General features: G+C 68.9%; 15 protein-coding genes, 1 tRNA gene and 1 riboswitch. Of the genes, 13 read left to right on the top strand and 3 right to left on the bottom strand.

Translation table 11 applies throughout. The features are described from left to right. Positions 1 to 115 precede the first annotated feature (115 nt). From ACYVO6_RS03020 to ACYVO6_RS03005, 4 genes are all read left to right on the top strand, one after another. Positions 116 to 685, top strand: a complete 570-nt coding sequence (locus tag ACYVO6_RS03020) for a hypothetical protein (protein WP_461056899.1) — start codon at positions 116 to 118, stop codon at positions 683 to 685. Between the two features lie 38 nt (positions 686 to 723). Further along, on the top strand, positions 724 to 2,205 hold the full coding sequence (locus ACYVO6_RS03015; RefSeq protein ID WP_461057056.1) for a protein kinase domain-containing protein: 1,482 nt from the start codon (positions 724 to 726) through the stop codon (positions 2,203 to 2,205). A 154-nt stretch (positions 2,206 to 2,359) separates the two neighbouring features. Then, positions 2,360 to 3,007, top strand: a complete 648-nt coding sequence (locus ACYVO6_RS03010) for a SurA N-terminal domain-containing protein (RefSeq protein WP_461056897.1) — start codon at positions 2,360 to 2,362, stop codon at positions 3,005 to 3,007. Positions 3,008 to 3,049: 42 nt separating this feature from the next. Further along, positions 3,050 to 4,024, top strand: a complete 975-nt coding sequence (locus ACYVO6_RS03005) for a nucleoside triphosphate pyrophosphohydrolase (RefSeq protein ID WP_461056895.1) — start codon at positions 3,050 to 3,052, stop codon at positions 4,022 to 4,024. Positions 4,025 to 4,051: 27 nt separating this feature from the next. Here ACYVO6_RS03005 and ACYVO6_RS03000 read toward each other — a convergent pair whose 3' ends face one another. Next, entirely contained in the window at positions 4,052 to 5,314 is a 1,263-nt protein-coding gene (locus ACYVO6_RS03000) for a cytochrome P450 family protein (RefSeq protein WP_461056893.1), read from the bottom strand. 234 nt (positions 5,315 to 5,548) lie between these two features. Here ACYVO6_RS03000 and ACYVO6_RS02995 point away from each other — a divergent pair, with 234 nt between their 5' ends. From ACYVO6_RS02995 to ACYVO6_RS02960, 8 genes are all read left to right on the top strand, one after another. Further along, on the top strand, positions 5,549 to 6,553 hold the full coding sequence (locus tag ACYVO6_RS02995; protein ID WP_461057054.1) for a transglycosylase family protein: 1,005 nt from the start codon (positions 5,549 to 5,551) through the stop codon (positions 6,551 to 6,553). 205 nt (positions 6,554 to 6,758) lie between these two features. Then, positions 6,759 to 6,927, top strand: a riboswitch (cyclic di-AMP (ydaO/yuaA leader). A gap of 4 nt (positions 6,928 to 6,931) precedes the next feature. Next, a complete protein-coding gene (locus tag ACYVO6_RS02990) occupies positions 6,932 to 7,627 on the top strand; it encodes a transglycosylase family protein (protein WP_461056891.1) in 696 nt (231 codons plus the stop codon). Positions 7,628 to 7,987: 360 nt separating this feature from the next. After that, positions 7,988 to 9,274, top strand: a complete 1,287-nt coding sequence (eno, locus tag ACYVO6_RS02985) for a phosphopyruvate hydratase (RefSeq protein WP_461056889.1) — start codon at positions 7,988 to 7,990, stop codon at positions 9,272 to 9,274. Between the two features lie 92 nt (positions 9,275 to 9,366). Beyond that, positions 9,367 to 9,843, top strand: a complete 477-nt coding sequence (locus ACYVO6_RS02980) for an FtsB family cell division protein (protein WP_461056887.1) — start codon at positions 9,367 to 9,369, stop codon at positions 9,841 to 9,843. Positions 9,844 to 9,863: 20 nt separating this feature from the next. Beyond that, entirely contained in the window at positions 9,864 to 10,457 is a 594-nt protein-coding gene (locus tag ACYVO6_RS02975) for a DUF501 domain-containing protein (RefSeq protein ID WP_461056885.1), read from the top strand. Beyond that, positions 10,454 to 11,407: a Ppx/GppA phosphatase family protein gene (locus tag ACYVO6_RS02970; protein WP_461056883.1), complete on the top strand. Its 954-nt coding sequence runs from the start codon at positions 10,454 to 10,456 to the stop codon at positions 11,405 to 11,407. The genes ACYVO6_RS02975 and ACYVO6_RS02970 overlap by 4 nt, the downstream gene beginning before the upstream one ends. A 430-nt stretch (positions 11,408 to 11,837) precedes the next feature. Beyond that, positions 11,838 to 13,250, top strand: a complete 1,413-nt coding sequence (locus tag ACYVO6_RS02965) for an NAD(P)/FAD-dependent oxidoreductase (protein ID WP_461056881.1) — start codon at positions 11,838 to 11,840, stop codon at positions 13,248 to 13,250. A gap of 185 nt (positions 13,251 to 13,435) precedes the next feature. Further along, on the top strand, positions 13,436 to 14,725 hold the full coding sequence (locus ACYVO6_RS02960; RefSeq protein ID WP_461056879.1) for a class I SAM-dependent methyltransferase: 1,290 nt from the start codon (positions 13,436 to 13,438) through the stop codon (positions 14,723 to 14,725). A 57-nt stretch (positions 14,726 to 14,782) separates the two neighbouring features. Here ACYVO6_RS02960 and ACYVO6_RS02955 read toward each other — a convergent pair whose 3' ends face one another. Next, positions 14,783 to 17,317 carry an ABC transporter permease gene (locus tag ACYVO6_RS02955; protein WP_461056877.1) on the bottom strand — a complete coding sequence of 845 codons (2,535 nt, stop codon included), beginning with the start codon at positions 17,315 to 17,317 and terminating at the stop codon, positions 14,783 to 14,785. Positions 17,318 to 17,623: 306 nt separating this feature from the next. Beyond that, positions 17,624 to 18,397, bottom strand: a complete 774-nt coding sequence (locus ACYVO6_RS02950; protein WP_461056875.1) for an ABC transporter ATP-binding protein — start codon at positions 18,395 to 18,397, stop codon at positions 17,624 to 17,626. A gap of 395 nt (positions 18,398 to 18,792) precedes the next feature. Here ACYVO6_RS02950 and ACYVO6_RS02945 point away from each other — a divergent pair. After that, a tRNA-Leu gene (locus tag ACYVO6_RS02945) sits at positions 18,793 to 18,879 on the top strand. The last annotated feature ends 137 nt before the right edge of the window (positions 18,880 to 19,016 follow it).

The raw sequence follows: 19,016 nt of genomic DNA, 5'->3' as shown, positions 1-19,016 counted from the left end.
TGTAGGTGATCGGCCTTACAACGGTTCGGTACAAGCAGGGACCGTTGTCCTTGTCGGCCTATACGCTCGTCTTCACACTCGTACGTCTGCCGGTATCAGGTCTTCAGGAGCATCCATGCACGGCCACGGCTACGCGCCGCCACCGCCGCGTCGACCCTCGACGGGGGCGGTGGTGACGCTGCGCGTGATCCTCGTGGCGCTGCCCTTGATGACCTGCGGGTTGCTCCCCTGGCCGGCGACGCTGCGGGCCGCCCTGGTGACCCGCCGACAGCGCGATTGGTGGGCTTTCGCAGCCTCGCTCGTGATCTGGACCTTCGCCATCGGGCTCATGAGCACCGACGACACCGATGACTTCAGCAGCCCGGCCGGCTCCCTGGGCCTGGTCCTCATGATGCTGAACGGCCTGGCCTGCGCCATCTACTTCCTGGTCGTGGACATCCACCACTACGGGAAGACCATGTCCATGGCCAATATGCCGCCCCAGCAGACGACCCTCTACGGCTACCAGCAGGCGCCGCCCGCCCCCCAGCCGTACGGCGGCACACCCGTCCCGCAGCCTCCCGCGCCCCAGTCGGCACCCGTCCCGCCGCCCCCGCAGCGCCCCGCGCCCGTCCGGATCGACCAGGTGCGCGCCGAGCTCGACGAGCTGAGTGACTACCTCCGCAAGCACGAGGACGGCAGGTGACCGTGGCGTCGGGACGTGTGATCACCGGCCGCTACGAACTGTCCACGCTCATCGGCCAGGGCGGCATGGGCCAGGTGTGGACGGCGTACGACCAGCGCCTGGACCGGCGCGTCGCGGTCAAGCTGCTGCGCCCCGACAAGGTCGCGGGCCAGGAGGCCGACGAGCTGCGCCGCCGGTTCGTACGCGAGTGCCGCGTCACCGCCCAGGTCGACCACCCCGGCCTGGTCACGGTGCACGACGCGGGCACCGAGGCCGAGGAGCTCTTCCTCGTCATGCAGTACGTCGACGGGGTCGACCTCGCCGGCCACCTCGCCGAACACGATCCGTACCCCTGGCAGTGGGCCGTCGCGGTCGCCGCCCAACTGTGCGCCGTACTGTCCGCGGTGCACGCCGTGCCGATCGTGCACCGCGACCTGAAGCCCCGCAATGTCATGGTCAAGCAGGACGGCACGGTCACCGTCCTCGACCTCGGCGTCGCCTCCGTCATGGACACGGACACGACCCGCCTCACCCACACCGGCTCACCCATCGGCAGCCCCGCCTACATGGCACCCGAGCAGGCGATGGGCGGCGCGGTCGGCCCGTACACCGACCTGTACGCGCTCGGCGTGCTGCTGCACGAACTGCTCAGCGGGGACGTGCCGTTCTCCGGCTCCACCGCCCTCGGCGTGCTCCACCGGCACCTCTACGAACCGCCCGTTCCGGTACGCCAACTGCGCGCCGAAGTCCCCGAGCCTCTCGAAGCCCTCGTCCTGCGTCTGCTCTCCAAGGACCCGCAGCACCGCCCGGCCTCCGCGCAGGACACCTACGAGCAACTGCTCCCGATGCTCCCCGCGCGTGGAATCCCCAGCGGCGGCCCGCTCGACCCGACGCGCCCCTTCCTGCGCCCGCACGCTCCCTGGCCCGACCGGGCCCGCACCCCCGCGGCCCAGCCGCAGGCCACCCCCGCCGTGGAGAAACCCGATGTCGCGCGCGCCGTCGACGAGGTCAAGCGCCTCCTCGGCGAGGGCCGGATCACCCAGGCCGTCGACATCCTCGGCTCGATCCTCCCGACCGCGGCCGAGCAGCACGGCGAGCACTCGCCTGTCGTCCGCACCCTGCGCAAGCAGTACGCGGCCACGCTGATGGACGACGGCCAGTTCCGCCGCGCCCTGCCCGAGCTGCGCCGCCTCGCCGACGAGCGCGCCAAGGAGGCGGGCCAGGCCGACCCGCAGTCCCTGCGCTTCCGCTACGAGGCCGCCCAGTGCCTCGAACAGCTCGGCGAACCCGCCGCAGCGCTCGCGGAGTACCGGTCCCTGCTGCCGTACTACGAGAACCAGTACGTGGCAGGCGACCCCGAGCTCTCCTACGACGTACGCCGCCGCATCGGCCACCTCCTGCTCGCCCTCGGCGACCGGGGAGCCGCCCACGAAACCCTGGCCCGACTGCTCCTCGACGTGGAACGTCTCCAAGGGCCGGGGCAGCCGATGGCGGTGGAGATCCGCCGGACGTTGCAATGGCTGGGCCAAGTGCGCGGCTAGTGACGTCGTAGTGCCTCGTAGTGCCTTCGGGGCAGTACGGAACTCCTGGCGAATCGTTGGGTCGAATGGGTGGCCGAGAGCCGGTCTCCTGCCTACCATCGATCATCGCAAGACTTTGTGCACCGTCGCACAAGCTCCCTCAGGAGGTTCTCCCTTGCACCGCCGCCGTCGCACCGCGCTCCTCCTCGCCGCCACGCTCGCCACCGCGGCCCCCCTTCTCACCGCCTGCTCGGACGAGGCGCATCCCGGTGCCGCGGCCGTCGTCGGCGACGACCGGATCACGGTCTCCCAGCTGGAGAACCGGGTGACCGAGGTGCGTACCGCACAGCGGGCCGCCATCACGGACGACGCCCAGTACGAGCAGGCCATCGCCCAGTCCGGCGGCCTCACCAGCGAGATCCTGAACAACATGGTCCTTGACCGTGTGCTGCACCAGGCCGCCCAGGACGCGGGCGTGACCGTCTCCCGCAAGGAGGTCACGCGGACCCGCGCTGACCTCGAGAACCAGCCGGGTGGCGTCAAGGCCCTGGAGGCGGGCTGGTTGCAGCAGTACGGCATCCCGCCGCAGCGGATCGACGAGAACCTCCGCCTCCAGCTCGAGGCCCAGAAGCTCGCCGCCACGCTCGGCACCGACACCAGCGGGCCCGCGTTCTGGGCAGCCCTGTCCGACGCCTCCAAGAAACTCGACATCGACCTGAACCCGCGTTACGGCACCTGGGACGCCGAGAAGAACAGCCGCGTCGAGGCCAAGCTGCCGTGGCTGCGCCAGGTCACACAGGCGGGGAGCCAGGAAACGGCGTAGCTTCCGTCCGCACCTCCGGCGGCTGACCTTGTTGTCAGTGGCGTGGGTTACGTTCGAGGGGTGAACGCATCCAGCCCGGGGCGCATCGTCCTGCTCACCACCAGCCACCGCGTCGCGCCCGGACTCCTGTCCTGGCCCGCCTGGCAGGCGCTGCACGGCGCCGACCGCGTCCTGTGCGCGGACGGCGCACACCCCCAGCTGCCGTATCTGCGCGAGGCCGGCGTCAAGGTCGACGAGGCCGAGCCGACCGCCGAGGAGCTCGTCGACGCCTGCGCCGACGGCCGCACGGTGACCGTGGTCGCCACGGGCGAGGGCGAGCCCCAACTGACCGACGGGCTGGCCCGCCTGGCCGGCTCCGGCCGTATCCAGATGCCCGACCTCGAACTGCTCCCCGCCTCGTACGACCTCCCCGGCGCCCGCCTCCTCGACCTCGTCCAGGTCATGGACCGCATCCGCGCCGAATGCCCCTGGTCGTCCCAGCAGACCCACAAGGGCCTCGCGAAATACGGCATCGAGGAGGCGTACGAACTCGTCGAGGCGATCGAGGAGGGCGACCGTCACGAGCTGCGGGAGGAGCTGGGCGATGTCCTGCTCCAGGTCGTCTTCCACGCCCGGATAGCGGAAGAGGAGGAGGAAGAGCCCTTCTCCATAGATGACGTGGCAGGCACCATCGTCACCAAGCTCATCCACCGCCACCCCCACGTCTTCGGCGACGAAACCGCCACGACCCCCGAAGAGGTCAAGGAACACTGGCTGCGCACCAAGGCGGTGGAAAAGCAGCGGACATCCGTCACGGAAGGGGTGCCACTGGGCCAGCCCGGCCTGGCCCTGGCAGCGAAGCTGGCATCCCGTGTGCGTACGGCGGGACTTGAGGTACCACTGCCCTCGGGCGAGGGCATCGGCTACGACCTGCTCGCGATGGCCGTACGAGCCGAGGCAGAGGGCGTGGACCCGGAGGCGGCCCTACGGGCTGCTGCGCGAGCGTATCGGGATGCGATACGGGCGACGGAGGGCTGACGCGGAACCTCCCAAGGGCGGTCACGGTCAAGGGCGTACGGCCGTGAACTCCACAGGGAGGTTCCGCAGCCCGCGCATGATCAGGCCGCCTCGCCAGCGCAGGTCTGCGGGATCGGCGGCGAGCCGAAGGTCGGGCAGGCGGTGCAGCAAGGTGGCCAGGGCGGTGCGGCCTTCCAGGCGGGCGAGGGGGGCACCGAGGCAGTAGTGGATGCCGTGTCCGTAGCCGAGGTGCTGGTTGTCCCGGCGGGAGAGGTCGAGTGTGTCCGGCTCGTCGAAACGGGCGGGATCGCGGTCGGCAGCGGCGAGGACCACGAGTACGGGGTCACCGGAGGCGATTCGTTGTCCGCCGATGTCGAGGGGCTCGGTCGCGTAGCGCCAGGTAGCCAGTTCGACGGGCCCGTCGTAACGGAGAAGCTCTTCGATGCCGGTGTCGAGCAGTTCTTGTTCGCCACGCTCGATCGACTTCTGTAGTTGCGCGCGCTGCTTTGGGTTGCGCAGCAGTGCGTACGTGCCATTGCCGATGAGGTTGATGGTCGTCTCAAAACCGGCAAAAAGCAGCACGAAACACATGGCCGCGGCTTCGTTCTCGGTGAGGTGCTCGCCGTGGTCGGAAGCGCGGATGAGTCCGGAGATGAGGTCTTCGCCGGAGGTGGGGGTGTCCGGAAGCGCCTCCCGTTTGCGGTGGATCAGCTCGGCGAGATAGCCGCGCATCTTCTTCACCGATCGCGCGACACCGCCTCTCGGCCCTCCGCCGTGCCGGATCATCATCCCCGCCCAGTCCCGGAAGTCGTCCTGGTCCTCGCGGGGTACGCCGAGCAGGTCGCAGATGGCGTAGATGGGGAGAGGGAACGCGAACTCGTGGATGAGGTCGGCGGAGCCCTTGTGTGCGAACTGGTCGATGAGCTGGTCGGTCAACTCCTGGACGCGAGGCGCGAATTCGGCCACGCGACGGGGTGTGAACGCCTTGGAGACGAGCCGACGGAGCCGCGTGTGGTCCGGCGGGTCGATGTTGAGCAGATGGGTCATGAGATTGGCGCTGCGCTCGCCGGGGATGCCCGTCCTGCTCTTGCCCTGGGCGTCTTCGGAATGGTGGACGGGATTCTTGGAGAGCCGCGGGTCGGCCAGGGCCTGCTTGGCGTCCGCGTACCGAGTCACGAGCCACGCCTCGACGCCGCTGGGGAGTGTGGTGCGGTGCACGGGCGCGTGCTCGCGGAGCCATGCGTAGGCGGGGTAGGGGTCGCTGGCGAACTCCCAGGTGAAGAGTTCGGGTCCGATATGTGGGGCGTTCACGAGGTGACGGTACCGGGAGTCGCGTTGCGGGTCCGAGGTCCGCTTCACTCCGCTGAAAACTGACGATCCCCCAGCTCAAACCTGACACACCCTCAAGTCTGTGATCTTCACGTGATCTACGCTGTATCGACTTGTGACAAGTGTTCGAGTCCGGCTAGGTTCACCGCGAAAGCGGGCCTCACCAGTCCCTTTGGTCACACACAGGTCACCCACCGTCGCGTGAAAGGCAACCGCATGCTCTCCGGGAACGGTCGACACCGTCGCCCCCGTCAGGCGCCGGCTCTCTTCGTCGCGGCAGGAGTGACCGGATCGGCCATCGCGATCCCCCTGCTCGGAGCGAGCGGTGCGAGTGCCGCCAGTGGTACGACCTGGGACGCGGTCGCGGAGTGCGAGAGCGGCGGTTCATGGAGCGCCAACTCCGGCAACGGGGAGTACGGCGGGCTCTCGATGACCCAGGAGGAGTGGGAGCAGTACGGCGGTCTCGACTACGCGATGAGCGCCGACCTGGCCAGCCGTTCGCAGCAGATAGCCGTCGCCGAGAAGATCCTCGCGGACCAGGGTACGAGCCCCTGGGCGACCTGCGGACTCGTCGCGGGCCTGACGCAGAACTCCGACTCGGCCGACGTCGACACCGGCCTGGCGCAGGACTCGCCCACGCCCACCCCCACCCCGTCCACCGAAGCGGACCCGGGCGTGGGCTTGGGCTCGGGCGCTGACTCGGGTTCAGGTTCCGGGCAGACGTCAAGTGACGGCTCCATAAAGGGTGATTCATCCGGTACGTCCGAGTCGTCCACCGACTCGTCACAGGACTCCGGCAGCGACACCACCGCCGAATCGCCGAGCCCCGACAGCTCGCCCGCAGATGCGACAAACGAGGGCGACTCGGACAACTCCGGCCAGAACGCCGACGCTTCGGGCGATGAGAGCATAAACACAGGCGACGCAGACGCAGGCACCGGCCGCCATCGCGGCGGCAGTGCCGAAGAGGATGCTGCGGCCTCTCGTACGGACGACTCCGCCGGCCGGCATGCCTCGCGGGCGGACAGCGCCTCGCGCGACGAGGTGGACGCGGTGGACGGCTCGTACACCGTCCGTTCCGGAGACAGTCTCTGGTCGATCGCCGACTCCCTTGACCTCCAAGGCGGATGGTCCGAGTTGTACGCCGGGAACAAGCGGACCGTCGGCGCCGACCCGGACCTCATCCTCCCCGGTCAGCGCCTTGAACTCGGTACAGACTGAGCGGTCGACAAGGTGCCGAACCGGCCCAAAAGTGGCGGCAGTTCGGGCCGAATGTCCGGTTTGGTGAAAGTGAGACATGGATCTCAAAGGCCCTGATCGTCTTTGAAATTCGGCGGATCGCATGTTTACGGTCGTGACCGCTCGCCACAGCGGGCCCCGACGGATGTCACGCCGAATCCTGCCAACGTCCGTACGGGAACAGTCGTCGCGTAAAGCGCCGTAGGCAGGAGCGGGGGACCCAAGGTAAGTGCCGGGCCCGGTCGTTGAGACCAGGTGCGGCTTGGGGTGAAGTCGTGCGGAGCGATCCGTACGGCCGGGCAACTCACCAGGCCCGAACCCGACAGCTCACCTCGTAGGCGTCGGTGAGGGGATCACTTCATGCTGCTTTCCGGCAAGGGCAAGCACCGTCGCCCGTCCAAGGCCACCCGCATAGCCACGCTCGCCGGTGTCACCGGTGCCGCCATCGCCGCCCCGCTGATGGTGTCGGGCACGGCCTCCGCCGCCACCGCCTCCGAGTGGGACGCCGTCGCCCAGTGCGAGTCGGGCGGCAACTGGTCCATCAACACCGGCAACGGCTACTACGGCGGCCTGCAGTTCTCCGCCTCCACCTGGGCCGGTTACGGCGGCACCAAGTACGCCGCCACCGCCGACCAGGCCTCCAAGGCCCAGCAGATCGAGATCGCCGAGAAGGTCCTCGCGGGCCAGGGCAAGGGTGCCTGGCCGGTCTGCGGCAAGGGTCTGTCGGGCGCCGCGTACACCGGCGGCGGCTCCTCGGACTCCGGTGCCGCGCAGGAGAACACCCAGCAGTCCCAGCAGCAGAGCGCGCCGGCCCAGGAGGAGCGCGCCTCCCGCTCCGCGGAGCGCCCGGCTGCCAAGAAGACCGTCACCACCCCGACCGGCAAGAAGGTCAAGAAGGGCGACGGCGAGTACAAGGTCGTCAAGGGCGACACCCTCAGCGAGATCGCCACGGAGAACGACGTCAAGGGCGGCTGGCAGAAGCTGTTCAAGCTGAACGACGACATCGTCGACAACGCGGACGTCATCTACCCGGGCCAGCAGCTGCACCTCAGCTGAACCTGAGCCCTCGGCTCAGCTGAAGCCCAGCCCCCAGAGCGGCGTCAGCTGAGCCCCAGCTCCGCCGAAGCCGAGGCCCCCAGCTCGGCTGAAGCTGAGCCCCCCCCAGGCAGTCCCGCCTCGGTGCGTCTTCCCCCGTACGCACCGAGGCGGGACTTTTTTGCCCCCTGCCTTGTCCCCGGCTTCGCCCTCTTCAGATTTGTTCCGTTCGGAAACAATTTACTCTCGGTTCTGTCCATGGGAGGGGCGGACGGCTGGCCGATCGCCCGGAGCCGGTTAGGCTCGTCATCGCGGAGCCGCCGCGGCTTCGCGCTGTGCGGGCCCAGCGGCCCGCGTAACCGCGTCACATCCCAGAAGGAGATGCTCGTGCCGTCCATCGACGTCGTCGTAGCCCGGGAAATCCTGGACTCCCGAGGCAATCCCACGGTCGAGGTCGAGGTCGGCCTCGACGACGGCAGCACGGGTCGTGCCGCCGTTCCGTCCGGCGCCTCCACGGGCGCCTTCGAGGCTGTCGAACTCCGCGACGGAGACGCCAACCGCTACCTCGGCAAGGGTGTCGAGAAGGCGGTCCTCGCCGTCATCGAGCAGCTCGGCCCGGAGCTCGTCGGTTACGACGCCACCGAGCAGCGGCTGATCGACCAGGCCATGATCGACCTGGACGCCACCGACAACAAGGGCTCGCTCGGCGCCAACGCCATCCTCGGTGTCTCGCTCGCCGTCGCGCACGCCGCCTCCGAGGCCAGCGACCTCCCGCTGTTCCGTTACCTGGGCGGGCCGAACGCGCACCTGCTGCCGGTCCCGATGATGAACATCCTGAACGGCGGCTCGCACGCCGACTCGAACGTGGACATCCAGGAGTTCATGATCGCCCCGATCGGCGCGGAGTCCTTCTCCGAGGCGCTGCGCTGGGGCGCCGAGGTCTACCACACCCTCAAGAAGGTGCTGAAGACCAAGGGCCTGTCCACCGGCCTCGGCGACGAGGGCGGCTTCGCCCCGAACCTGGAGTCCAACCGCGCCGCCCTCGACCTCATCATCGAGGCCATCAAGGAGGCCGGTTACCAGCCTGGCGAGCAGGTCGCCCTCGCGCTCGACGTCGCCGCCTCCGAGTTCTACAAGGACGGCTCGTACCTCTTCGAGGGCAAGGCACGCTCGGCCGCCGAGATGACGGAGTACTACGAGGAGCTCGTCGCCTCGTACCCGCTCGTCTCCATCGAGGACCCGCTGTTCGAGGACGACTGGGCCGGCTGGAAGGTCATCACCGACAAGATCGGCGACAAGGTCCAGATCGTCGGCGACGACCTCTTCGTCACCAACCCGGAGCGCCTGGCCCGCGGTATCGAGGAGGGCTCCGCCAACGCCCTGCTGGTCAAGGTCAACCAGATCGGCTCGCTGACCGAGACCCTGGACGCCGTCGAGATGGCCCAGCGCAACGGCTTCAAGTGCATGATGTCCCACCGCTCCGGCGAGACCGAGGACGTCACCATCGCCGACCTCGCCGTCGCTGTGAACTGCGGCCAGATCAAGACCGGCGCCCCGGCCCGCTCGGACCGCGTCGCCAAGTACAACCAGCTGCTGCGCATCGAGGAGATCCTCGACGACGCTGCGGTGTACGCGGGCCGTTCGGCGTTCCCCCGCTTCAAGGGCTGACCTACACCTGTAGGCACCTCCTTGCCTACGTCCCCGTACGCGGTCCCGTACCGTGTGCGGGGACGTACGCGTGTGTGCAGGGGAGGCATGACATGGCCGCGAAGGACCGGGACCGGTTCTCCACCGCGACCAGGCTGCGGCTGCTCGGCGAGCAGACGGCGGCGCGCGTCTACCGCTCCCAGACCAGGCGCCAGGCCCGCCGTTCCCGGCTGACCGGGCGGGCCGCGCTGCTCGCCCTCGTCCTGTGCACCCTCGTCGTCGCCCTCGCCTATCCGACCCGGCAGTACGTCTCCCAGCGTGCCGAGATCGCCGAACTCGAGCGGCAGCGGGAACAGGCCCGTGAGCGGGTCGAGCAACTGCGCGACCTCAAGGCACGCTGGCAGGACGACGCGTACGCCGAGCAGCGGATCCGCGAGCGCCTGCACTACGTGAAGCCGGGCGAGACCGGCTACATCATGATCGATCCGAACGCGGCGAAGAAGTCGCGTACGACGCAGGGTGCCGCCGCCCGCCCCTGGTACGCCAATGTCTGGGACGCGGTCGACAAGGCCGACCGCGCCGACCAGTGAATGCGATGAGAAAGACGCTTATGGAAACCCCCCCGCCTCCCACCCCGCGAACCGAGCCCACCGACGCGGACGTCGAGGCCTTCAAGCAGCAGCTCGGGCGCCCGCCGCGAGGTCTGCGCGCGATCGCGCACCGCTGCCCCTGCGGTCAGCCCGACGTGGTCGAGACGGCGCCGCGACTGCCGGACGGCACACCGTTCCCGACGACGTACTACCTGACGTGCCCCCGGGCCGCCTCCGCGATCGGCACCCTCGAGGCGGACGGCGTCATGAAGGAGATGACGGAGCGGCTGGCCTCCGACCCCGACCTGGCCGCCGCGTACCGCGCCGCCCACGAGGACTACATCGCCCGCCGCGACGCCATCGAGGTCCTGGAGGGCTTCCCCAGCGCGGGCGGCATGCCGGACCGGGTGAAGTGCCTGCACGTGCTCGTGGCCCACTCCCTGGCCGCGGGCCCCGGAGTGAACCCGCTGGGCGACGAGGCGATCGCGATGCTGCCCGAGTGGTGGCGGAAGGGGCCGTGCGTGGTGCCGTCCCAGGAGGACATCGTGAAGCTCGGCGCCAACGGAGGCGGCTTCTTCGGTACGTCCGGTGCGGCCGAGGAGGACGTCAAGTGACCCGCGTCGCCGCCATCGACTGCGGTACGAACTCCATCCGCCTCCTTGTCGCCGACGCGGACCCTGCGACCGGCGAACTCATCGACCTGGACCGGCGGATGACCATCGTCCGGCTCGGCCAGGGCGTCGACCGGACGGGGCGCCTGGCGCCCGAGGCGCTGGAGCGGACGTTCGCCGCCTGCAAGGAGTACGCGGCGATCATCAAGGAACACGGAGCGGAGCGCCTCCGTTTCGTGGCGACCTCCGCATCCCGGGACGCCGAGAACAGGGACGAGTTCGTACGGGGCGTCCTGGACATCCTGGGTGTCGAGCCCGAGGTGATCACCGGTGACGAGGAGGCCGAGTTCTCCTTCACGGGCGCGACCAAGGAACTGAGCGGCCGGGCAGACCTCGCCAAGCCCTACCTGGTCGTGGACATCGGAGGCGGCTCCACCGAGTTCGTCGTCGGCGACGACCACGTACGCGGCGCACGCTCGGTCGACATCGGCTGCGTACGCATGACGGAACGTCACCTGATGCACGACGGTGTTGTCACCGATCCGCCGACGCCGGCTCAGATCGACGCGATCCGCGCCGACATCGAGACGGCCCTCGACCTCGTCGAGCAGACCGTCCCGCTGCGCGAGGCACACACGCTGGTCGGCCTCGCGGGTTCCGTCACCACGGTGTCGGCGATCGCGCAGAACCTCCCGGCGTACGACCCGGCCGCCATCCACCACTCCCGGGTCCCGTACGCCCGCGTCCGCGAGATCACCCAGTCCCTCCTGGCCTCCACCCACGCGGAACGCGCCGCGATCCCCTCGATGCACCCGGGCCGCGTGGACGTCATCGGTGCCGGCGCTCTCGTACTCCTCTCGATCATGGAACGGATCGGAGCGGAGGAGGTCGTCGTGAGCGAGCACGACATCCTGGACGGGATCGCCTGGAAGGCGGCAGAGGAGCTTCAGTAGGCCGCTGAGCTACCCGTGGGTGGCCTCTCCTGAGCGGTTCCGGTAACGCATGAGCGCGTCCGAGAGGCCCTGGAAATCCTCTCGGAAACGTCCCGCCGAGAAAGTTCGTGAAGTTCTTCACAAGGAAATCTGCCCTGCTGGGGGAGGTTTTTGACGTCTGAGGCGGGCCAGGGGCCGTGCGGGGTTCCGGAGTGCGTGCGCGAGGTCGTTGCCGGGGTGCCCGGAGGCGGGGAAATGAGCGACTGGTTCAGCCGGGTCGCAGGCCCAAAGAGCAGCTCACGCGGTGTTGACAACACCTCAAAGCCCCCCATGGTTCCCCCGCGGAGGCAGGGGGCGGAGAATGCGGGCCGGGCAGTGTAGCAGAGGGTGCGATGGAGCTTGTGAAGGGGCGCACGAGCTACCCCTCTGGAACGGGTGGATACTCGATGGCATGAGCACCACGGAGCGTCCCAGGATCCTCGTAGTAGGCGGTGGGTACGTAGGCCTGTACGCAGCTCGGCGCATTCTGAAGAAGATGCGCTACGGCGAGGCGACCGTCACGGTCGTCGACCCCCGGTCGTACATGACCTACCAGCCCTTCCTCCCCGAAGCCGCCGCCGGCAGCATTTCGCCTCGGCACGTCGTCGTCCCGCTGCGACGCGTGCTGCCCAAGGCGGAAGTTCTGACCGGCCGGGTCACCACCATCGACCAGGACCGCAAGGTCGCCACGATCGCCCCCCTCGTGGGAGAGGCGTACGAGCTGCCTTTCGACTATCTCGTCATCGCGATGGGCGCGGTCTCCCGCACCTTCCCGATCCCCGGCCTCGCCGAGCAGGGCATCGGCATGAAGGGCATCGAGGAGGCCATCGGCCTGCGCAACCACGTGCTTGAGCAGCTCGACAAGGCGGACTCCACGAACGACGAAGAGGTCCGCCGCAAGGCGCTGACCTTCGTCTTCGTCGGCGGTGGCTTCGCCGGTGCGGAGACCATCGGCGAGGTCGAGGACATGGCCCGCGACGCGGCCAAGTACTACACCAACGTGTCCCGTGAGGACATGCGGTTCATCCTCGTCGACGCCGCGGACAAGATCCTCCCCGAGGTCGGCCCGAAGCTCGGCACGTACGGCAAGGAGCACCTGGAGGCCCGTGGGGTCGAGGTGTACCTGTCCACCTCCATGGACTCCTGCGTCGACGGCCACGTGGTGCTGAAGAACGGCCTCGAGGTCGACTCCAACACGATCGTCTGGACGGCCGGCGTCAAGCCGAACCCGGTCCTCTCCCGCTTTGGTCTGCCGCTCGGCCCGCGCGGTCACGTCGACACCCAGGCGACCCTCCAGGTCCAGGGCACCGACTACATCTGGGCCGCCGGCGACAACGCCCAGGTGCCGGACGTCGCCGCCCGCAAGGCGGGTGTCGAGAACGCCTGGTGCCCGCCGAACGCCCAGCACGCGCTGCGTCAGGCGCGGGTCCTCGGCGACAACGTGATCTCCGGTATGCGGGGCTTCCCGCAGAAGGAGTACGCGCACGCCAACAAGGGTGCGGTGGCCGGTCTCGGCCTCCACAAGGGCGTCGCGATGATCGTCATGGGCAAGATGAAGATCAAGCTCAAGGGCCGTCTCGCCTGGTACATGCACCGCAGCTACCACGGCTTCGCGATGCCGACGTGGAACCGCAAGATCCGCGTCTTCGCCGACTGGACGCTCGCGATGTTCCTCAAGCGCGAGGTCGTCTCGCTCGGCGCCATCGAGACGCCGCGCGAGGAGTTCTACGAGGCCGCCAAGCCGGCGCCCAAGGTGGCCCAGTCCGCCGAGGCCCAGCTCCCGCCGGCCCAGGCCAAGACGGAGGAGAAGGCCAAGGCCTCCTGACCTCCGGCTGTTTGAACAACCCGAAGGGGCCTCCCGCCATCCGTGGTGCGGGGGGCTCCTTCGGCGTTTTCTCGCCCGCGCCGCAATTTGCGTGGATGTAACGCTTTTGCGGGACTGCGCTCCGGCCGCCGGGGTGTTTACGTGGTGTTGGACTTTCGGGATCCATCGTCACGGAGGTGTGCGCCATGCAGGACGCCGCACTGCGGCTCAAGACTCTCCTTGAACAGCTGCTGGGGGCGCCGCTCCCGGTGCGTCTGCGCGCCTGGGACGGTTCGGAAGCGGGTCCGCCGGGTGCCCCGACCCTCGTCGTACGGAATCGCCGTGCTCTGCGCCGACTGCTGTGGAAGCCGGGGGAGCTGGGGCTCGCCCGGGCCTGGGTCGCCGGTGATCTGACCGTGGACGGTGACCTCTACGCCGTCCTCGACCTGGTGTCGGGGCTCGTCTGGGAGCGCGGCGAGGACGCCAGGAGCCTGAGGGAGACGCTGCGGGATCCCGAGGCACGGGCCGCCGTGCGCGGGCTCCTGATGATGGCGTGGCCCCCGCTGCCGCCCGCCCCGCCCCGCGAGGAGGTGCGCAGGCGCACTCATCTGCACACCAAGCGCAGCGACAGACGCGCCATCAGCCACCACTACGACGTCGGCAACGACTTCTACGAGATCGTCCTCGGACCGTCCATGGTCTACTCGTGCGCGTACTGGCCCACCCCGGACGCCACTCTCGAGGACGCCCAGCGCGACAAGCTCGAACTCATCGCCCGCAAGCTGGACTTGAAGCCGGGCGGGCGGCTGCTCGACGTCGGCTGCGGCTGGGGTTCGATGGCCATCCACGCCGCCCGCGAGCACGGAGTGAGCGTCGTCGGCGTCACGCTGTCGCACGAGCAGGCCGCGTACGCCCGCAAGCGCGTCGCCGACGAGGGGCTCACCGACCGCGTCGAGATCCGCGTCCAGGACTACCGTGACGTGGCCGACGGGCCGTACGACGCGATCTCCTCCGTCGGCATGGCCGAACACGTCGGCAGCGAACGGTACTTGGCGTACGCGCGGACCCTGTTCGCCCTGCTGAAGCCGGGCGGGCGGCTCCTGAACCACCAGATCGGCCGGCGTCCGCGGCGCGACGAATCGGCGTACGAGGTCGACGAGTTCATCGACGCGTACGTCTTCCCGGACGGCGAGCTCGCGCCCATCGGCAGCACCGTCACGCAGCTCGAGAGCGCCGGGTTCGAGGTGCGGGACGTCGAGTCGATCCGCGAGCACTACGCGCTCACCCTGCGCCGCTGGGTCGCCAACCTGGAGGCCGGCTGGCCGCTCGCGGTCCGCCTCACCAGCCCCGGCCGGGCTCGCGTCTGGCGCCTCTACATGGCCGCCTCCGCCCTCGCCTTCGAGCACAACCGCATCGGCGTGAACCAGGTGCTTGCGGTGAGGACCCCCGGGTCCGGCGCGTCGGGGATGCCGCTGCGGGCGCGTACCTGGAACTGACCGGCGTACGAAAGGGGCCCCGTCCGGTGATCGGACGGGGCCCCAACTCACGTACAACTACTCGGACTTGATCGCCATCAGCATGTTCAGACGCGCCGCCCGCCGGGCCGGCCACAGGGCGGCCAGGATGCCGACCGTCGCCGCAAGGAGCAGGAAGATCCCCATCCGGGCCCAGGGCAGGACCAGTTCGTACGTCGGCATGCTGCCGGCCAGGAGCTGACCGGCCGCCCAGCCGAAGAACACGCCCAGGCCGACGCCGAGTACACCGCCGAAGAGGGAGATGACCAGGGACTCCAGGCGGACCATCCGCTTGATGCCCTTGCGTTCGAGGCCGATCGCGCGGAGCATGCCGATCTCCTGCGAGCGCTCGAAGACGGACATCGCGAGGGTGTTGATGACGCCGAGGACGGCGACGAGAACCGCCATCGCCAGCAGGCCGTACAGCATGTTCAGCATCAGCGTGAACATCTGCGCGATCTCGCCTGAGACGTCCTGCTTGTTCTGGACCTTGATGGCCGGGTTGTCGCCGAGGGCCTTCTCCAGCCGGTCCTTGGTCGCGTCGGAGGCGCCGCCCGAGGTCTTGACCATGACCCGCTGGTCGGACGATTCCGTCTCGGTCTCGTGCGGAGCGAGGGTCGCGGTGTCGACGAGGAGGCCGTTGACCATGTCGTTGCCCTCGTAGATCCCGGCGACCGTCAGCTGCTGCTTCTTGCCGTCCTCGTACGAGACCGTGAACCGCGAACCCGCCTGCCAGTCATGGAACTTGGCGGTCTCGGTGTCCACCGAGACCTCGGTGCCGCCGACCTTGAACGAGCCGTCCTCGACCTCCGGGGCGACCAGCTTCTCGATCGTGGAGCCCTTCACGGCCGTCAGGTTCTCACCCTCGCCGTCGACGCGTGCGGGCGCCCAGCGCAGCGGGCTGGTGGAGGTGACGCCCTCGACCTCGCCGAGCTTCTTCTCGACGTCGGGCGAGAGTTCGTTGAAGTTCGCCATGGAGACCACGTAGTCCGCCTTCAGCGCGGAGGTGGCCATCTTGTCGATCCCGGTCTGCAGGCTGACCGCCGTCACCGTCATGCCGGTGATCAGGGTGAGACCGATCATCAGCGCGGAGGCGGTGGCGGCGGTGCGGCGCGGATTGCGTACGGAGTTCTGGCGGGCGAGCTTGCCGGAGACACCGAAGACGCGCAGCACCGGGGCGGCGGCCGCGATCAGCGGGCGGGACAGCAGCGGCGTCAGGATGAAGACGCCGATGATGAGCAGGACCGCGCCGAAGCCCATCGGGGCCTGGCCGTCCGTGCCGTTCATGGTCGTGGCGGCGAGCACCACCGCGACACCGGCGGCCGAGAACAGGGCGCCCAGCGTGTTGCGCAGCACCAGCGACTTGGTGGTCGCCTTGGCGTGCACGCTGCTCATCGCGGCGACCGGCGGAATCTTCGCGGCGCGGCGGCCCGGCAGCCAGGCGGCGAGCATCGTGACGAGAATGCCGACGGCGAACGCCGCGCCGATCGTGCCGGGAGAGATGATCAGCGGGCCGTCCGGAACGGCCGCGTCGAACGTGCCCATCAGGGCGCGCAGCCCCGCGCCGATACCGATACCGGCGGCCAGACCGGCCACCGCCGCGACCGTCCCCACCACGAACGCCTCGAGCAGCACCGACCGCGTGACCTGCCTGCGCGAGGCGCCGACCGCGCGCATCAGCGCCAGCTCCTTGGTGCGCTGGGCGACGAGCATCGTGAAGGTGTTGGCGATGATGAAGGTGCCGACGAACAGCGCGATGCCGGCGAAGACCAGCAGGCCCGTCTTCAGGCCCTTCATCTGCGACTCGATCTGCTTGGCCTGCTCGTCGGCGAGCTCCTGCCCGGTCGTGGTGGTCGCGGTGTCCTTCGGCAGCACCTTCTCCAGGCTCGACTGCAACGCGGTCTGACTGGTGCCGGGCGCGGCCTTCACGGCGATCTCGTCGTACGTGCCCGGCTTGCCGAACAGCTGCTGAGCCGTGGCCGTGTCGAAGAGGGCGAGGCTGCCGCCCGCGGCGACGTTGCCGTCGTCCGTGGTGAAGATGCCGGTGATGGTGGGCGTCAGGACCGGGCCGTCCACCGACAGCCGTACGGTGTCGCCGACCTTGTAGCCGGCGCGCTCGGCGGTCTTGGAGTCGATCGCGGTCTCGTTCCTGCCGCTCGGGGCCTCTCCGATCTGGAGCGGATACCGCGGGTCCTTCTCCCCCCAGTAGTTCCCGCCCTGCGACTGGAAGCCGCCGCCGACCAGCTCGCCGTCCTTGTCGGCGATCGCGGTGAACCCGCTGACCACGCCGATCACGGACTCGGCCCCCGGCGCCTTCGCGGCCTTGTCCAGCACGGCCCGCGTCAACTCGGGCTGCTTCGCGACCTTGTCGCCCTCGCCCTGCAGGAACTCCGGCTCAACGGCGACGTCGACATGGTCGAAGCCCTTCGCCGAACTCTTCTGGTACGCGTCCGAAATGGTGTTGGTGAAAACCAGGGTGCCGGACACGAACGCCACGCCGAGCATCACGGCGAGCACGGTCATCAACAACCTGGCCTTGTGCGCGAGCACGTTGCGCAGGGCGGTACGGAACATTGTGTCTTCTCAGTCCAGGAGAGGGAGGGGAGAACAAGACGGTGGGCGAGTCCGGGGCGTAGGCCGGTGGCCAACTGCGGGCACCAGTGGGCCGCGCCCCTTCAGGGGCGCGGGGCTGCATCGATGTGCGGCTCCGCCGCGTGAGCGCGCCCCTTCAAGCGGGCGCCAGGGGACGCGCCCTATAGGGGCGCGGGGCTGTATCGATGTGCGGCTCCGCCGCGCGGGCGCGACCAGCCCCCACCGGGCCGCACCCGAGATACGACCCATGGGGCCTGGGGCGCAGCCCCAGTCACCGCACAACCAGCGTCAGCTGGTACGACCCTTGGCGTCGAACTGCTTCATGCGGTCCAGCACCGCGTCCGCCGTAGGCCCGTACACCTCGTCGACGATGCGCCCGTCGGCGAGGAAGACGACGCGGTCGGCGTACGCCGCGGCGACCGGGTCGTGGGTGACCATCACCACGGTCTGGCCCAACTCCCGTACGGAGTTGCGGAGGAAGCCGAGCACCTCGGCGCCCGAGCGCGAGTCGAGGTTTCCGGTCGGCTCGTCGCCGAAGATGATGTCCGGCCTGGAGGCGAGCGCCCGCGCCACGGCGACGCGCTGCTGCTGGCCGCCGGAGAGCTGGGCGGGCCGGTGGGAGAGACGGTCGGCAAGCCCCACCATCCCGATCACCGAGTTCAGCCACTGCTTGTCGGCCTTACGGCCCGCGATGTCCATCGGAAGGGTGATGTTCTCCAGCGCCGTCAACGTCGGCAGCAGATTGAACGCCTGGAAGATGAACCCGATCTTGTCCCGCCGAAGCTTCGTCAGCTGCTTGTCCTTGAGGGAGCCGAGCTCGGTGTCACCGATCCGCACGGAGCCGGACGAGAAGGTATCCAGGCCCGCCACACAGTGCATCAGCGTGGACTTGCCGGACCCGGAAGGACCCATGATCGCGGTGAACTCGGCCTGCCGGAAGTCGACAGAGACCCGGTCCAGGGCGACCACCTGGGTCTCGCCCTGTCCATAGACCTTCGACAGATCCGAGGCACGCGCGGCCACGGCGGTGGTGCGGCCGGCGATGGGAGTGGTGGTGGTCACGGGGCAGTGCTCCTGTCGGTACGACGACGGGTGGCGAACGTGGCTTCCATCGTCGTGGCCGATCAGCGCCGTGTAGTCAGCCGCTGCTCTGGTTCTGATGGGCGACTGCGGTCGGACCGTACGCGCTTGAGTCATACCTGCGGATGACACGTACCCCTGACAGGGCTATAGGTGACGGTTCGTCGGATGACCCTCGTTCGGGCGGTGAATTCACGTCATTCCGCAGGTGCAGCGAGGGCTCTGTGAAAGGGCTCGTGGCAAGTGCCGATCGTCCGTACGGTGGGCTGATGCACCCTCAGACGTCAATAAAATAAGACAACATCGAGCCGCCCGTCCGCAGTTCGAGGGATGCGCCCCGATAGGCTCGGAACCTCAAAATGCGGAGCCCATGGCCTGCCCGGATGGTGGAATGCAGACACGGCGAGCTTAAACCTCGCTGCCCCTACGCGGGCGTGCCGGTTCAAGTCCGGCTCCGGGCACCACCCGACCCTCCCGCGGGCCCGCGGTTTCCCTGCATCGTTCATTGAAGACTTCACCGCACAACCGTTGACAGCGGCCGTACGCCATCGGAGACTCACGCTGAGAAATTGGTGAAGTAAATTTCACCAGACGAACAACA

Source organism: Streptomyces pseudoechinosporeus (genome assembly GCF_054783935.1).
Note: the sequence above shows the minus strand (reverse complement) of the source record. Positions and strands in the feature narration are given on the sequence as shown.

Excerpts from the sequence above, each read along its gene's own strand:
- eno (WP_461056889.1), top strand. The coding sequence starts at position 7,988 with ATGCTCGTGCCGTCCATCGACGTCGTCGTAGCCCGGGAAATCCTGGAC.
- ACYVO6_RS02975 (WP_461056885.1), top strand. The coding sequence starts at position 9,864 with ATGGAAACCCCCCCGCCTCCCACCCCGCGAACCGAGCCCACCGACGCG.
- ACYVO6_RS02955 (WP_461056877.1), bottom strand. The coding sequence starts at position 17,317 with ATGTTCCGTACCGCCCTGCGCAACGTGCTCGCGCACAAGGCCAGGTTG.
- ACYVO6_RS02990 (WP_461056891.1), top strand. The coding sequence starts at position 6,932 with ATGCTGCTTTCCGGCAAGGGCAAGCACCGTCGCCCGTCCAAGGCCACC.
- ACYVO6_RS02995 (WP_461057054.1), top strand. The coding sequence starts at position 5,549 with ATGCTCTCCGGGAACGGTCGACACCGTCGCCCCCGTCAGGCGCCGGCT.
- ACYVO6_RS02980 (WP_461056887.1), top strand. The coding sequence starts at position 9,367 with ATGGCCGCGAAGGACCGGGACCGGTTCTCCACCGCGACCAGGCTGCGG.
- ACYVO6_RS03020 (WP_461056899.1), top strand. The coding sequence starts at position 116 with ATGCACGGCCACGGCTACGCGCCGCCACCGCCGCGTCGACCCTCGACG.
- ACYVO6_RS02965 (WP_461056881.1), top strand. The coding sequence starts at position 11,838 with ATGAGCACCACGGAGCGTCCCAGGATCCTCGTAGTAGGCGGTGGGTAC.
- ACYVO6_RS02960 (WP_461056879.1), top strand. The coding sequence starts at position 13,436 with ATGCAGGACGCCGCACTGCGGCTCAAGACTCTCCTTGAACAGCTGCTG.